The following is a 14,474-nucleotide window of genomic DNA, read 5'->3' as shown; positions in this document are numbered from 1 at the left end:
TATATGCCTTCAGTTGCTTTCCATACATTAGGTTGTAAAGTAAATCATTACGAAACGGAAGCGATCTGGCAGTTGTTTAAAGACCATGATTACGAACGAGTAGAGTTTGATCATGCGTCAGATGTCTATGTAATCAATACGTGCACGGTTACTAATACTGGTGATAAGAAAAGTAGGCAGGTTATTCGTCGTGCGATACGAAAAAATCCGGATGCTGTGATCTGTGTGACAGGTTGTTATGCTCAAACTTCACCTGCTGAAATCATGGCGATTCCAGGTGTGGATGTTGTAGTCGGAACCCAGGATCGTGTGAAAATGCTCGATTATATCGAACAATACAAACGTGAGAGAGAACCAGTTAACGGCGTTGGTAATATCATGAAAGCACGCGTCTATGAAGAGCTTGAAGTACCAGCGTTTACTGATCGTACGCGAGCATCACTTAAGATACAAGAAGGGTGCAATAACTTCTGTACATTCTGTATCATTCCATGGGCTAGAGGTCTTCTTAGATCTCGTGAACCAGAAGCTGTTATCACACAAGCTCAACAGCTTGTAGATGCGGGTTATAAAGAGATCGTATTAACTGGTATTCACACAGCTGGATATGGAGAAGATTTAAAGGACTATAACTTTGCTCAACTTCTTCGTGATTTAGATGCTAAAGTACAAGGTCTTAAACGCATTCGCATTTCCTCTATTGAAGCAAGTCAGGTTACAGATGAAGTAATTGAAGTATTAAATGCATCAAAGAAAGTGGTGCCTCATCTTCATATCCCACTACAATCTGGTTCCAACACAGTTCTTCAGCGTATGAGAAGAAAGTATACGATGGAAATGTTTGGGGAGCGTCTTGATCGACTTAAAGAAGCACTTCCGGGTCTTGCAATCACATCAGATGTTATTGTAGGTTTTCCTGGTGAGACTGATGAAGAGTTCCAAGAAACGTATGATTTTATTGCGAATCATAAATTTTCGGAACTTCACGTTTTTCCATTTTCTAAGCGTACTGGTACACCAGCAGCTCGCATGGAAGATCAGGTAGACGATGATGTGAAGAATAAACGTGTCCATCGTCTTATTGAGCTTTCCAATCAGCTTGCAAAAGAGTATGCTTCTCATTATGAAGGGGAAGTACTTGAGGTGATTCCAGAAGAAAAATTCAAAGATGAGCCTGATTCTAACTTATATGTAGGTTATACTGCAAACTATATGAAAGTTATCTTTGAAGCAACAGAAGAAATGGTTGGTAGTATTGTTAAAGTGAAAATCACTAAAGCTGGTTACCCTTATAACGAAGGACAATTTGTTCGCGTCATGAGTGAGGATGAACCAACTACAGCAGTTGCGTCATTTTAACTATAGAAATTCGGATTCTTAAGATCCGAATTACATAAAACAGTCTTGAAGGGATGAAATATAATGAATAAAGAATTAGCGAGAATGATAGACCACACAGCTCTTAAACCAGATACAAGCCGTGAGCAAATTGAGAAGCTTTGTGAAGAAGCGAGAGAGTTTAACTTTGCTTCTGTATGTGTAAATCCTACATGGGTATCACTAGCAGCGGAAAGATTACAGGGTGCTGAAGCTAAAGTATGTACAGTAATTGGTTTTCCTCTTGGAGCCGTAACAACTGAAACGAAAGCATTTGAAACAAAGGATGCGATTGAGAAAGGCGCTACTGAAGTTGATATGGTTATTAACATTGGTGCACTTAAAGACGGCGATAATAACCTTGTTGAACAGGATATTAAAGCTGTTGTTGAAGCGGCAAAAGGAAAAGCACTTGTGAAAGTGATAATCGAAACGTGCCTCCTTACAGATGAGGAGAAAAAACGCGCTTGTGAACTATCTGTAAAAGCTGGTGCAGATTTTGTTAAAACTTCTACAGGTTTTTCAACTGGTGGTGCAACAGTTGAAGATATTAAATTGATGAGAGAAACTGTCGGTCCTGATCTTGGAGTAAAAGCTTCAGGTGGTGTGCGTGATCTTGAAGGATCACAAGCTATGATTGATGCAGGAGCAACTCGAATTGGTGCAAGTGCTGGAGTGAAAATCGTTCAGGGTGAGACAGCTGACACTGACTACTAAGAAAATTAAACAACCGTCCTAGGGCGGTTGTTTTTTTATGCTAAACGATTCCCTTTATGAATCTTTTCAATAGCAGATGCCAAAACTCCAGCTAATGGAAGAAATAATAGTGAAGAAAGCACATTAAAAATTAGAGATACATGTGCAAGTTGTACGTCAGGTAAGGTAGTGACATAAGCTACTATTTCCCCGAACTTAGTAATTAAAGGGAAGAATAGTGTTACACCAATAATATTAATCCAGACATGTGCATATGCGGCAAGTTTTGCTTCCCTGGCACTCCCGATGCTTGCGATAATAGCTGTAATACACGTTCCTATATTAGCACCGTATACGATTGCGATTGCGGAAGGTAAAGTAAGAAGATCCTGGTTAATAAAACTCATAGTGATTCCGGTTGTCGCTGTACTGGATTGGATTAGTGCGGTTAATAACGTTCCAACACCTATTCCATAAAATAAACTTGAATTGGATTCGCTAATGATATGATCAAAGAATGTGAGAGTTGATAGAGGAACTGCCATTGCCTCAAGTCCATGCATCGCTACAAAAATACTTCCAAGTCCAAAAAGAACAGTCCCTATACTAAAGAGTAACTGATTCCTTATTTGCAGTAAGAGAAAGCCGACTAATAGAAGTGGAATTGTAAATTGATCCGGATTCAATGTCATAAGTTCCGCTGTAACGGTTGTACCGATATTTGCGCCAAGTATGATTCCTATGGATTGTCTAAATGTGAGAACTCTTGCTGTAATTAAACCTATCGTAATAACCATAACAGCTGAACTACTTTGTAGAATGGATGTAACGATCATTCCTGTCATTAATCCACGCAAAGGTGTTGAAGATGCTTGATGTAGAATTTTTTGCATCCTACTATTTGAAAGGGACTTTAAACCGATACGAAGAGTGGCCATCCCAAATAGAAAGATACTAATAAAGACGATAAAGGATGCAACGTATGGACTCATTAACTTGTACATCTCCTTTCCATTGAAAGTTTATGGGGAGGAAGATGGACACATGCTTGTTTTTTATTATGATTTAAAATAAGTGAAAGAAATGTTGATAAAATGGACGTGATGTATTATAATTGCAGGTGACATGTCTTTGTTAGAAAGTCATGTGTTATGATTGTGTATGTTTTGGAGGGAGGGATAGAGATGGCGGAAACTCGCGTGCGTAAGAACGAGTCGATCGATGATGCTCTGCGTCGCTTCAAGAGAACGGTTTCTAAAGAAGGCACTATGGCTGAAGTTAAGAAGCGCAAGCACTATGAAAAGCCAAGTGTTAAGCGTAAAAAGAAATCTGAGGCAGCAAGGAAAAAGCGTAAGTTCTAAGAGAGGGTGTTAGGTCAGTGAGTCTAAATGACCGTTTAACAGCAGATATGAAAGTAGCGATGAAGAACAAAGAGAAAAACAAACTATCTGTTATTCGGATGGTGAAATCTTCTATCCAGAATGAATCCATTAAGGTGGGTCATGATTTAACTGAGGAAGAAGAACTTACCGTTCTCACTCGCGAAGTCAAGCAACGCAAAGACTCCCTCCTTGAATTTGAAAAAGCTGGTCGAAGTGATCTTGTGCAGAATCTTGATGAAGAGCTGTCGATATTATCTGTCTATCTGCCGAAACAACTCTCTGAAGAAGAAGTGGAGCAAATTGTTCAGGAAGTTATTTCTGAAACAGGCGCTTCTTCGAAGAAAGAAATGGGCAAGGTGATGGGTGCGCTAATGCCTCGCGTAAAAGGTAAAGCGGACGGCGGACTTGTAAATCGTATTGTACAAAAGAACTTATCATAAAGTGAAACTTACATCATTGTGAGAAGTATCTTCTCCAATGCAGTAAGTTGAACCAATCAGACCTTTAGTGCAGCTGATTTTGGCTCGTAACGTCTATGTTTTGAGCTGCAAATCTTACTGTTCTAATTGTGGGATAAATATGATCAAGCGTAAGCACGTCCTGTTTTGGCAGGACGTGCTTTTTTCTATATTTATGGCTTCTTTTGAAAGAATTGTTGCGATATAGCCGTTGATTTACACTTCTGCCCGCTTTTCGCAGGGGGAGAGCACTTTCCACTCCAATCAAATTTGATGTGGTGATTATTATACAAATACCCCTTCAAAAACAACAATCTTTCTGAAAAGAGCTGCTGGTTTTAAAGTGAATGCCATTTCAAACTAGTATTTTGGTAAACATTTTGGCATACTTAAACTACATCATTTACATAAACTTGAAACCTTATTGTTGTCTCATACGTAAAGAAGGAAGCAGGAAGGAGGGAGCGATATCACAAAGATAAAATGGAGGCTACTCGTATCAATTTGTTTGATGTTAGCTGTTCTCCCGTTTCTTGGACAGTATGCTTCAGGTGAAGGTGAAGGCAAGTTAGTTTCCTTTATTCCTGTCGAGCAGGAAGTAGAGCGAGGTTTGGAAGCGTTCCTTAAAAGATCCATTCAGGAAGCTGAGGATGAAGGTGCTGATCATATTGTATTGGAAATCGATACACCAGGTGGTGCTGTAAATGCTGCGGATAATATTGCAACCATAATTAAAAGTACAGAGGTACCAATTACAGCCTATGTTGCAGATCGTGCTCTTTCAGCAGGGGCATATATTTCACTAAATGCCGATCAGATTATTATGGAGCCGGGTGCATTGATGGGGTCTGCAGCGATCATCGATCAGTCTGGAAACACAGCAGGTAAAAAAGCAGAGTCATTTTGGCATGCTGCTATGAAATCTGCTGCAGAATTGAATGATCGTGATCCTAAATATGCACTTGCAATGGCGGATCCTGATGTGAACCTTCCTGACTATAATGCTCCTAAAGGCGAACTTTTAACGTTGAATGCAGAAGAAGCGGTTAAGGTTGGTTACGCTGAAGGCATTGCAGAGGACCGCACAGAAGTTTTAAGTTTACTTAACCTTGAAGATGCAGAAGTTAGTGATGCAGAAGTCAGTATTGCAGAAAGAATAGCGCGATTTGTTACAAACCCCATTATTATTCCCATTTTATTATCGATTGGAAGTCTTGGACTTGTTCTAGAATTGTACTCTCCTGGATTTGGAGTACCTGGATTTATGGGAGCTGGAGCATTATTGCTATTTTTCTTCGGCCATATGATTGCTGGATTCGCTGGTTGGGAATCATTATTGCTCTTGTTAGTTGGGGTCATTCTCATTGTAGTGGAAATATTTATACCGGGTTTTGGTATATTTGGAGTGCTAGGTGCGGTTGGAATTGTTGCAAGTATCGTTCTTGCATCAGGGCAATCCATGCAATATGTACTTCTTGCTGTGCTAATTGCAGTAGCGGTTACAGTTGGAGGATCTTATCTTTTCATAAAGATTTTCGGTTATAAAGGTTTCTTTAAGAAAATCATCCTATCTGACTCGACTAAATCTGATCAGGGTTATGTTTCAAACACTACTAGAAATGAATTAGTTGGGCTTGAGGGAATTGCAGTAACGCCACTTCGTCCTTCTGGAATTGCTGATTTTGGTGATGAACGGCTTGACGTGGTCACTGAGGGAGGATTTCTATCCGAGGGGACTGAAGTGAAAATAATAAAGACGAACGGCTCTAGAGTAATCGTAAGAGCACTTTAATTTAATAAGGGAGGAAAATTATGGATACTGGAACACTTGGTTTATTGGTTATTGTTGGTTTAGTTATTATTGGTCTTGCGATTTTATTCACATTTGTACCTGTTATGCTTTGGATATCTGCACTTGCAGCGGGAGTACGAGTAAGCATATTTAATCTAGTTGGGATGAGATTACGTCGTGTTATTCCTTCACGCGTCATCAACCCATTAATTAAAGCGGTGAAAGCAGGTCTTGATCTTAATACAAACCAACTCGAGAGTCACTATCTTGCGGGTGGTAACGTTGACCGCGCTGTTAATGCGCTAATTGCGGCTCATCGTGCAAACATTGAACTTAGCTTTGAGCGCTGCGCAGCGATTGATCTTGCTGGACGTGACGTACTTGATGCCGTTCAGATGAGTGTTAATCCAAAAGTAATTGAAACACCTTTCATAGCAGGTGTTGCGATGGATGGGATTGAAGTAAAAGCAAAAGCAAGAATTACTGTTCGAGCTAATATTGACCGTCTCGTTGGTGGTGCTGGTGAGGAGACCGTTATTGCACGTGTAGGTGAAGGGATTGTTAGTACAATCGGTTCTTCAACAAATCACAAAAAAGTTCTGGAAAATCCAGATATGATATCTCAAACCGTTCTTTCAAAAGGTCTAGATGCAGGTACAGCATTTGAAATTCTGTCCATTGATATCGCAGACATCGACATCGGTAAAAACATTGGTGCCGTTCTTCAAACCGATCAAGCTGAAGCAGATAAGAACATTGCTCAGGCAAAAGCGGAGGAAAGACGTGCAATGGCAGTAGCTCAAGAGCAAGAAATGAGAGCTCGAGTAGAAGAGATGCGTGCGAAAGTAGTTGAAGCGGAAGCTGAAGTACCAATGGCTATGGCTGAAGCACTTCGCTCAGGAAACATTGGTGTCATGGATTATATGAACCTTAAGAATATTGAAGCTGATACGGATATGCGTGATATGATTGGTAAACCTGATCAGGAAGAAGATGAGGATGATCGCTAAGATCTTAACTATCTTCGGCTTTGGAGGTGACAATATTGGATAATATTATTGAGTTAATTCTTAACAATATTGTTTTCGTCATTATCGCGATTGGAGGAATTTTAAGTTTCTTTAAACGCATGGGAAACGAAGACCAAAATCAGAACCAGCGGCAAAATGAACGTCCAAGAAGACAAGCGAGCGGACCGGGTAGTCGTCCTCCTCAGCAAAAGAAAGAAGCCAGTGATGAAATTCAATCTGAGAATGTGAGTGCGTATCAAGAGGCGCTTGAGAGAATCTCAGAACGAGAAAATGCACAGAACGAAATAAAAGTTCAAAAGCCGAAAAGAAGTTCAGCTAAGAAAAAAGGAATATCTATTAACAAAAGAAATGTTCGTAACGGAATCGTCTGGGCTGAAATCCTTGGGCCTCCTCGCTCGAAGAAACCTCATCCTTCGATGACATCGATGAAGCAAATGAAAAGATAATGAAGTGTAAAGCGCCCTCGGGCGCTTTTTTTGTTTGGAATGGAAAGAAGTCAAAAGTAAACCTCGGCATTCAATAGCACGAAAAAGTGATAGTTTTTGTTTCTCACTCATAAAGATGAGATGAGAGGGGGAGTATCCATGGCAAAGTGGAAGCACAATCTAAAAACCTGGCTTACTCGAAGATTAGAGCTTCCCGCGGATGCGGTCATGGATTTACCGCGCATTACGATGGTTGGACAGCTTCATATTTACATAGAGAACCATCAAGGGGTCTTGAAGTTCTCGAATGAGGAAGTGCGTCTCCTTCTTAAACAGGGGCAGCTTTTGATAAAAGGTAAAGACTTTATGCTGAAAACGATTCTGCCAGAGGAAATACTGCTTGAGGGTAAAATTGAACATGTTTCCTATCTTGAGAGACCTGAAAACTGATTAAAGGCCTTTCTAATCCCAGGCTAACTATACAGGGGGCTATTATGAAGGAATATTTTCGAGAGCTTTTTTCAGGATACGTACGGATAAAAGTGATTGGTTCTTATACAGAATTATTTATAAACCGTTGTATCGAGTATAAAATTCCGATTTGGGATATTGCTAGGCTTGATCATGAAACAATAATTCTATCGCTGTATATTTCGGACATACGACGAATAAGGCCACACTTAAAGCGGACAAGGTGCAAAGTTAGAATACATGAGAGGAAAGGATTCCCATTTATTCTGAAACGAGTCATCTACTCAAGAGGGTTTCTTACAGGTGCCATAAGCTGTCTTTTATTATTATTTATTCTATCGAATATGGTGTGGTCTATTACTGTTAATGGTGCTACACCCGAAGTGGAGCACAAGCTTAAACAAGCAGCGGTTGAGATAGGTGTTACGAGAGGGAAGTTTATCTTCCAACTTCCCTCAAATCAGGAACTTCAACGACAGATTACAGAAAAGATGGAGGAAATTACTTGGGTAGGCGTAAAGCGGAGTGGAACAACATATCATTTCGAGGTTGTTCAAAAGCAACTCCCAGAAAAACAGCCTGCGCTTAGTCCTAGACATATTGTGGCAAAAAAGAAAGCGATCGTTACAAAGATGTATGTAGAAGAAGGACAGGCTCAAGTAGAAGAGAATGCCTATGTGAAACCAGGACAACTCCTCATATCGGGGTTTATTGGTAAAGAGGATAAGAGTGAACTTGTCCCTGCAAAAGGAGAAGTTTTTGGGAGAACATGGTATGTATCGAACGTATCCGTTCCACTTACATCAACGTTTTTAACGAATACTGGAGAAAGAAAAACAAGCTACGCAATCGGTTTGAGTCATTTTCACATTCCGATTTGGGGATTTCTAAAGCCTGAATTTAGTAAATTTGAAACGGTAAAGCATGAAACAAATTTACGATTCTTGAAATGGGATCTTCCTCTTTCCTTTCAATCTAAAACGATGCTTGGTACTGAAGAAGTAACGAGAACCTATTCCGAAAGTGAAGCCCTTGAAGCAGCACGTTCTGTTGCTAGAAAAGATATTGAGGACAAAACATCAGATGAGGCAGAAATTAAAAAGGAAAAGATTTTGCACCATGAGGAAGAGAATGGTAAAGTAAACGTAAAGATACACTTTGAAGTGATTGAGCAGATTGGGAAAGACATACCAATTATTCAAGGAGATTGAGGTCTATTGGCAGAACGATACGTTGATCTTACATTACAGTTAGAGAATTCGAATGAAGCTCAAACTCTATTTGGTCCTGGAGATGAGCATTTAAAGATAATTGAGGAAGCCCTTGATGTGTCGTTAGTTACTCGCGGTGAAGGCATATCAGTAAAAGGCAACGAAGAAAAAATGGCGATGGTTAAAGAAGTCTTTATGACTCTTCATTCCCTCATTAAACGAGGCGCAAGTATATCCGGTAGAGATGTCGTATATGCCTGTCAGCTCGTGCAGCAGGGAATGCTTGATCAACTTCTTGAACTCTATCAAGAAGAGATTACAACCAACGCAAAAGGAAAGCCAATCAAAGTGAAAACGCTCGGACAGCGTCATTATGTATCCGCCATGAAAAAGACCGATTTAGTATTTGGAATTGGTCCAGCGGGAACGGGTAAGACTTATCTTGCTGTCGTGATGGCTGTAGCTGCATTAAAATACAATAGGGTTAAAAAGATCGTTCTAACACGCCCGGCTGTAGAAGCAGGAGAGAGCCTAGGCTTTCTTCCAGGGGATCTAAAGGAAAAAGTTGATCCGTATTTACGCCCATTGTATGATGCCCTTCATGACGTTCTTGGAGTTGAGCAGACTACCCGTCTGCTTGAACGAGGAACGATCGAGATTGCTCCACTTGCTTATATGAGAGGGAGAACGCTTGATGACAGCTATGTCATTTTAGATGAAGCTCAAAATACGACTTCACAACAAATGAAAATGTTTTTAACCAGACTTGGTTTTGGTTCGAAAATGGTCATTACTGGAGATATCACTCAAATTGACCTGCCAAAAGGAAAAGAGTCAGGACTAGCAGCAGCTGAAAAAATTCTTAAACGAGTTAAAGATGTTTCGTTTATTTATCTTCAACAGACAGATGTTGTACGTCATCCATTAGTTCAAAAAATCATTGATGCATACGAGCATGATACGAAATAAGCTTGAAGGCCCGTTACGTAACGGGTCTTCTTTTGCTCTTGTGAAGAACTTATTAAGGGAATCTCGTCCTTTTAATAGGAAATTCTGATAAAATATGAAGTAGAGTAATAGAAGGCTTGAACTTGTGAGGTGAAGCAATTGGTTGCGAAGATTAAACGTATTATGCAGGATAATCTCCGTAATATAGAACGCATTAAAATGATTAAGTGGTCCCTTTACGGACTGATTGCCGTCATTATGTATTTGACAATGCTTACGAATGTTATTCCTGAATCTCTTGATGTGTCTCTTTATTCTCGTGCCGATCATGATATTGCTTCACCTATTACGATTGAGAACAAAACTGCAACAGAAGACGAAAGGTCAAAAGCTGCTCAGGTTGATGCGAAATATGTATACCGTGATCAAGTATCTCAATCTCAATTAGATAAGCTCAATGACTTATTCTCAGGTATTGAGAAGGTTAAAAAGAGCGACGCTGACAATGATTCTTCTATACAAGAAAAATTAAAGGACTTGAAAGATCTGTTATCCGTTTCAATGGCTGATGAAATGAAAGACGAAACACTTGTTCCTTTATTGCAAGCAGAAATGTCGCAAGTCACCTTAATTAAAGAACTTACGCTATCTGAAGTGATGGAAGTTATGACAGATAGGGTATCAATCGATAATTTAGAGAAGTCTAAGGATGATGTTGAGGACCGTTTATCACTTACCTCTCTACCGAATGACCAAAAGAAGGCAATGATTACTGTAGCACAACAAAGCATTATTCCCAACTACTTCCTTGATCCAGAACAAACTGAACAAAGCAGACAAGAAGCTATTGAAGCCGTACAGCCTGTCATGATCAGAGAAGGACAAATCATTGTTGAAGAGGGTGCAATGATTAATCGTGAGGTCATGGAGCAGCTTCGATTGGCAGGATTGCTCGATGATGGTTTTGATGCAATTCCTTATGTTGGACTTGCGCTTCTCGTTCTATTGCTTACCGGCTATTTGTACTATTTCTTCCAGGACGTTAGATCTCGTGTCCGCACATCCAATACCAATTTATTTATTATTGTATTGATTTACTTTAGTACACTCTTAGTTCTTAAATTAACTAGTTTGTTGCAGGGGATTGAACTGCCAGGCATTGCTTATATCGTTCCTGCTGCAGTAGGAACCATGCTTATTAAAATGCTGTTTAATGAGCAACTGGCAATAGCTTCAGGTCTACTTTTTGCCGTCTGTGCTGGAGTGTTTTTTAACGGAGAAATTACTGGCCCGATGAATGCTTCGCTAGCTTTCTATGTACTAATGAGTTCCTTATCTGGAGTGTTCTTCCTCGGAAAACGTAATCATCGTGCAAACATCTTGAAAGCAGGATTACTGGTCTCATTGATAAACATTGTTTCTGTGGCTATATTATTAATGTTGAAAAATGGTCAGTACAGCGGTATGGAGCTAACTTATCATATGGTATTTGCTTTTCTGTCGGGATTTCTATCATCTATGTTAACGCTAGGGTTAATGCCGTTTTTTGAAGCTGGATTCAGAATTATTTCAACAACACGGCTTATTGAACTTTCCAACCCAAATCATCCACTATTGAGGAAAATCCTTGTTGAAACGCCAGGAACTTATCATCATAGTGTGATGGTTGCTAATTTGTCTGAGGCGGCATGTGAATCGATTGGGGCAAATGGGCTTCTCGCGAGAGTGGGAGCGTATTATCATGATATTGGTAAAACAAAGCGACCTCATTTCTTCATTGAAAACCAGATGAATATGGAAAACCCGCATGATAAAATATCGCCACATTTAAGTAAAACCATTATAATTTCCCATGCTACTGATGGTGCTGAAATGCTAAGAAAACATCGTTTACCAAAAGAAATTGTCGACATAGCAGAACAGCATCACGGGACAACACTGTTGAAGTACTTTTATTACAAAGCTAATGAACAAGCGGATCAGTCTATATCTGAATTGGATTTTCGATACCCTGGTCCAAGGGCACAAACAAAAGAAGCTGCCGTTGTTGGAATTGCAGATTGTATAGAGGCGGCAGTTAGATCCATGAATAAGCCTAATCCTACGGCTATTGAATCGCTCGTAAGGAAAATCATTACAGAACGTCTAGAAGATGGGCAGTTTGATGAATGTGATTTATCATTAAGAGAATTGGATATGGTAGCAACAACTATATTAGAAACGTTAAATGGAATTTTCCATAGTCGCATTGAGTATCCAACAGAAATTAAAAAGAAGGTGACTTTATGAACCTGACAATTGACTTTAATGACGAAACAAACTCCATTACAGAGGCACAATTTAAAATGCTTGAAGAGCTTGTTAACCATGCTGCTAATGAAGAAGGCGTTGAATCTGGAAGTGAAGTGTCTATTATGTTTGTAGACAATGACAAGATTACTGAAATAAATCGTGATTACCGCGGAAAGGATCAGCCGACAGATGTTATATCATTTGCACTTGATGACGAAGAGGAGGGGGATGAACCAATTATTTTTGGTGAGCATCTACCTCATCTATTAGGTGAAATTGTGATATCAGTGGATAAAATAGCAGAACAAGCGAATGATTATGGACATAGTTTTGATCGAGAGCTAGGATTCTTAACTGTTCACGGCTTTCTTCATTTACTCGGTTATGATCATATGACAGATGAAGATGAAAAAGAAATGTTTGAAAAACAAAAGGTATTTCTTGAGCAATATGGCCTCACGAGGTAATGGATCCCGGCTGTCCCGATTTTTGCACAGTTTCAACTACGCGTCACAGGGTTTTCGCTATTTAATCCGTAATGAACAGAATTTCTTATTTCACCTTATTGCAGGTGGCTTGGTTATGCTAGCTGCGGTATTACTTGGTCTTTCTATTATCAAAATAACAATATTACTTACTGTAATCGGTGTCATGTTGAGTCTAGAGGCAATCAATACCGGAATTGAGCGATCGATTGATTTAATAACAGAAGAAGAGCATCCTATTGCCAAAACAGCGAAGGATGTATCGGCAGCAGCCGTCTTTCTTTTTGCGATCGTATCAGTTATAATCGGTATCCTTCTCTTCTTTGAACCGATTACTCATTTGATGCAGTCATAAGGAGGATATTTATGGATAAGCAAATGTTGATTGAAGAAGCTAAAAAGGCAAGGGAAATGGCGTATGTTCCGTATTCTAAGTTTAAAGTCGGCGCAGCTCTACTTTCTGAAGATGGAACGGTATTTGGTGGTTGTAACATTGAGAATGCGGCCTACAGCATGTGCAACTGTGCTGAACGTACAGCGTTATTTAAAGCATACTCAGAAGGACATAAGTCATATAAAGCTATCGCTGTTGTAGCAGACACTAAACGTCCTGTCCCGCCATGTGGTGCATGTAGACAAGTGATTTCTGAACTATGTGACCCTAATATGCAAGTGATTTTAACGAATTTAGATGGAAAAATACATGAATTAACCGTCAGTGAACTATTACCTGGCGCATTTTCACCGGAGGATTTGAATGAGTAAAGATGTTTTTAAATCGGGGTTTGTCTCAATTGTTGGAAGACCCAATGTTGGTAAATCAACCCTATTAAATGAAGTGATTGGACAAAAGATCGCAATTATGAGTGACAAAGCTCAAACAACCCGTAACAAAGTACAAGGCGTTTATACGACAAATGATGCACAAGTTGTTTTCATTGACACACCAGGAATTCATAAGCCAAAACACAAGCTAGGCGATTTTATGATTAAAATGGCCCAGAGCTCCTTAAATGAAGTAGATCTGATTTTGTTTGTTATCAATGCAGAAGAAGGCTACGGCGCAGGCGATCAATATATTATTGAGCGACTTCAAAATGTTGAAAGTCCTGTTTTCCTTGTCATCAATAAAATTGACCAAGTTCATCCTGAACAACTCTTTCCTATGATTAATTTCTATAAAGATAAATACCCATTCGCAGAAATTGTACCTATCTCTGCATTACAAGGAAACAATGTTAATACATTGCTTGAACAGGTAGTTGACTATCTAGAAGAAGGCCCTCAATATTATCCAAGCGATCATGTAACAGATCACCCTGAACGCTTTATTGTAGCGGAACTTGTACGAGAAAAAGTTCTTCATCTAACAAGAGAAGAGATCCCTCATTCTGTAACTGTAGTAACAGAACAAATGGTGAAGCGAGAAGGTTCAGATGTCATTGATATCCATGTGACAGTTGTGGTAGAACGATCTTCTCAGAAAGGCATCATCATAGGAAAGCAGGGTAAGATGCTGAAGGAAGTTGGCAAGCGTGCAAGGCAGGACATTGAAGCACTTCTTGGTTCACGCGTGTTTATGGAGATTTGGGTGAAGGTTGTAAAAGACTGGCGCAATAAACCTTCTTCTTTACGGGATTACGGTTACCGAGAAGATGACTATTAAGATAAATTTTGTTAAATATTCCATCACATAAACGATCAACTGTAAGGTCAAGCTAGAGGTAAGAGGAAAGCTTTTTACAAAATGAAAGGTGGGATCTTAAGTGTTAGAGTTTACCTGGAAAATATTTTGTGAAACGGGAAACATCGATACTTATCTTCTTTTAAAAGAAATGCAAACACCGAACGATGAAGAATGTGATTCTCTCGCCGATGTGGAAGAAGCAACTCGCCTCACTTGACC

At 39.6% G+C, this 14,474-nt stretch carries 17 protein-coding genes; 16 read left to right on the top strand and 1 reads right to left on the bottom strand.

The features are described 5' to 3' along the window. Positions 1-3 precede the first annotated feature (3 nt). Both mtaB and deoC read left to right on the top strand, forming a co-directional pair. Entirely contained in the window at positions 4-1,359 is a 1,356-nt protein-coding gene (gene mtaB / locus JI666_RS06270; protein WP_206889907.1) for a tRNA (N(6)-L-threonylcarbamoyladenosine(37)-C(2))-methylthiotransferase MtaB, read from the top strand. 63 nt (positions 1,360-1,422) lie between these two features. Beyond that, the gene (deoC, locus tag JI666_RS06265) at positions 1,423-2,094 is read left to right on the top strand and encodes a deoxyribose-phosphate aldolase (protein ID WP_206889906.1); all 672 of its coding nucleotides are present in this window, start codon (positions 1,423-1,425) and stop codon (positions 2,092-2,094) included. 35 nt (positions 2,095-2,129) lie between these two features. Here the strand turns inward: deoC and JI666_RS06260 are convergent, their stop codons facing one another. Next, on the bottom strand, positions 2,130-3,065 hold the full coding sequence (locus JI666_RS06260; RefSeq protein ID WP_206889904.1) for a Na/Pi symporter: 936 nt from the start codon (positions 3,063-3,065) through the stop codon (positions 2,130-2,132). A gap of 192 nt (positions 3,066-3,257) precedes the next feature. Between JI666_RS06260 and rpsU the strand changes: the two genes are divergently transcribed. The 14 genes from rpsU (at position 3,258) to JI666_RS06190 (ending at position 14,472) form a co-directional block, all read left to right on the top strand. Further along, entirely contained in the window at positions 3,258-3,434 is a 177-nt protein-coding gene (rpsU, locus tag JI666_RS06255; protein ID WP_048312787.1) for a 30S ribosomal protein S21, read from the top strand. A gap of 17 nt (positions 3,435-3,451) precedes the next feature. Continuing rightward, positions 3,452-3,895 (top strand): GatB/YqeY domain-containing protein, encoded by a 444-nt coding sequence (locus tag JI666_RS06250; RefSeq protein ID WP_206889903.1) that lies wholly within the window; start codon positions 3,452-3,454, stop codon positions 3,893-3,895. A gap of 529 nt (positions 3,896-4,424) precedes the next feature. Continuing rightward, entirely contained in the window at positions 4,425-5,705 is a 1,281-nt protein-coding gene (locus tag JI666_RS06245) for an NfeD family protein (protein WP_206889902.1), read from the top strand. Positions 5,706-5,725: 20 nt separating this feature from the next. Beyond that, the gene (floA, locus tag JI666_RS06240; RefSeq protein WP_206889901.1) at positions 5,726-6,715 is read left to right on the top strand and encodes a flotillin-like protein FloA; all 990 of its coding nucleotides are present in this window, start codon (positions 5,726-5,728) and stop codon (positions 6,713-6,715) included. 35 nt (positions 6,716-6,750) lie between these two features. Continuing rightward, complete coding sequence (locus JI666_RS06235) at positions 6,751-7,182, top strand: YqfB family membrane protein (protein ID WP_206889900.1); 432 nt, start codon at positions 6,751-6,753, stop codon at positions 7,180-7,182. A 138-nt stretch (positions 7,183-7,320) separates the two neighbouring features. Then, positions 7,321-7,611 carry a sporulation protein YqfC gene (gene yqfC, locus JI666_RS06230; RefSeq protein ID WP_048312793.1) on the top strand — a complete coding sequence of 97 codons (291 nt, stop codon included), beginning with the start codon at positions 7,321-7,323 and terminating at the stop codon, positions 7,609-7,611. 44 nt (positions 7,612-7,655) lie between these two features. After that, positions 7,656-8,843, top strand: a complete 1,188-nt coding sequence (gene yqfD, locus JI666_RS06225; protein WP_206889899.1) for a sporulation protein YqfD — start codon at positions 7,656-7,658, stop codon at positions 8,841-8,843. Positions 8,844-8,849: 6 nt separating this feature from the next. Then, a complete protein-coding gene (locus JI666_RS06220; RefSeq protein ID WP_206889897.1) occupies positions 8,850-9,812 on the top strand; it encodes a PhoH family protein in 963 nt (320 codons plus the stop codon). Positions 9,813-9,950: 138 nt separating this feature from the next. Next, on the top strand, positions 9,951-12,080 hold the full coding sequence (locus JI666_RS06215) for an HD family phosphohydrolase (RefSeq protein ID WP_349769306.1): 2,130 nt from the start codon (positions 9,951-9,953) through the stop codon (positions 12,078-12,080). Beyond that, a complete protein-coding gene (ybeY, locus tag JI666_RS06210) occupies positions 12,077-12,550 on the top strand; it encodes an rRNA maturation RNase YbeY (RefSeq protein WP_206889895.1) in 474 nt (157 codons plus the stop codon). The genes JI666_RS06215 and ybeY overlap by 4 nt, the downstream gene beginning before the upstream one ends. Continuing rightward, positions 12,483-12,923, top strand: coding sequence for a diacylglycerol kinase family protein (locus tag JI666_RS06205; RefSeq protein WP_349769305.1), 441 nt, complete (start codon positions 12,483-12,485; stop codon positions 12,921-12,923). The genes ybeY and JI666_RS06205 overlap by 68 nt, the downstream gene beginning before the upstream one ends. Positions 12,924-12,934: 11 nt before the next feature. Further along, entirely contained in the window at positions 12,935-13,333 is a 399-nt protein-coding gene (locus JI666_RS06200) for a cytidine deaminase (protein ID WP_206889893.1), read from the top strand. Next, entirely contained in the window at positions 13,326-14,234 is a 909-nt protein-coding gene (era, locus tag JI666_RS06195; protein WP_206889892.1) for a GTPase Era, read from the top strand. Before JI666_RS06200 ends, era begins: the two co-directional genes overlap by 8 nt. Before the next feature lie 100 nt (positions 14,235-14,334). Next, positions 14,335-14,472 (top strand): YqzL family protein, encoded by a 138-nt coding sequence (locus JI666_RS06190; RefSeq protein WP_136947581.1) that lies wholly within the window; start codon positions 14,335-14,337, stop codon positions 14,470-14,472. The last annotated feature ends 2 nt before the right edge of the window (positions 14,473-14,474 follow it).

This window comes from Bacillus sp. NTK071 (assembly GCF_017303315.1).
In the GTDB taxonomy this organism is placed as follows: domain Bacteria; phylum Bacillota; class Bacilli; order Bacillales; family Guptibacillaceae; genus Guptibacillus.
The sequence above is the reverse complement of the archived record's forward strand: the minus strand, read 5'-3'. Positions and strand labels throughout refer to the sequence as shown.

Excerpts from the sequence above, each read along its gene's own strand:
- yqfD (WP_206889899.1), top strand. The coding sequence starts at position 7,656 with ATGAAGGAATATTTTCGAGAGCTTTTTTCAGGATACGTACGGATAAAA.
- JI666_RS06205 (WP_349769305.1), top strand. The coding sequence starts at position 12,483 with ATGAAGATGAAAAAGAAATGTTTGAAAAACAAAAGGTATTTCTTGAGC.
- JI666_RS06200 (WP_206889893.1), top strand. The coding sequence starts at position 12,935 with ATGGATAAGCAAATGTTGATTGAAGAAGCTAAAAAGGCAAGGGAAATG.
- mtaB (WP_206889907.1), top strand. The coding sequence starts at position 4 with ATGCCTTCAGTTGCTTTCCATACATTAGGTTGTAAAGTAAATCATTAC.
- floA (WP_206889901.1), top strand. The coding sequence starts at position 5,726 with ATGGATACTGGAACACTTGGTTTATTGGTTATTGTTGGTTTAGTTATT.
- JI666_RS06245 (WP_206889902.1), top strand. The coding sequence starts at position 4,425 with ATGTTAGCTGTTCTCCCGTTTCTTGGACAGTATGCTTCAGGTGAAGGT.
- deoC (WP_206889906.1), top strand. The coding sequence starts at position 1,423 with ATGAATAAAGAATTAGCGAGAATGATAGACCACACAGCTCTTAAACCA.
- era (WP_206889892.1), top strand. The coding sequence starts at position 13,326 with ATGAGTAAAGATGTTTTTAAATCGGGGTTTGTCTCAATTGTTGGAAGA.
- rpsU (WP_048312787.1), top strand. The coding sequence starts at position 3,258 with ATGGCGGAAACTCGCGTGCGTAAGAACGAGTCGATCGATGATGCTCTG.
- JI666_RS06260 (WP_206889904.1), bottom strand. The coding sequence starts at position 3,065 with ATGAGTCCATACGTTGCATCCTTTATCGTCTTTATTAGTATCTTTCTA.
- yqfC (WP_048312793.1), top strand. The coding sequence starts at position 7,321 with ATGGCAAAGTGGAAGCACAATCTAAAAACCTGGCTTACTCGAAGATTA.
- ybeY (WP_206889895.1), top strand. The coding sequence starts at position 12,077 with ATGAACCTGACAATTGACTTTAATGACGAAACAAACTCCATTACAGAG.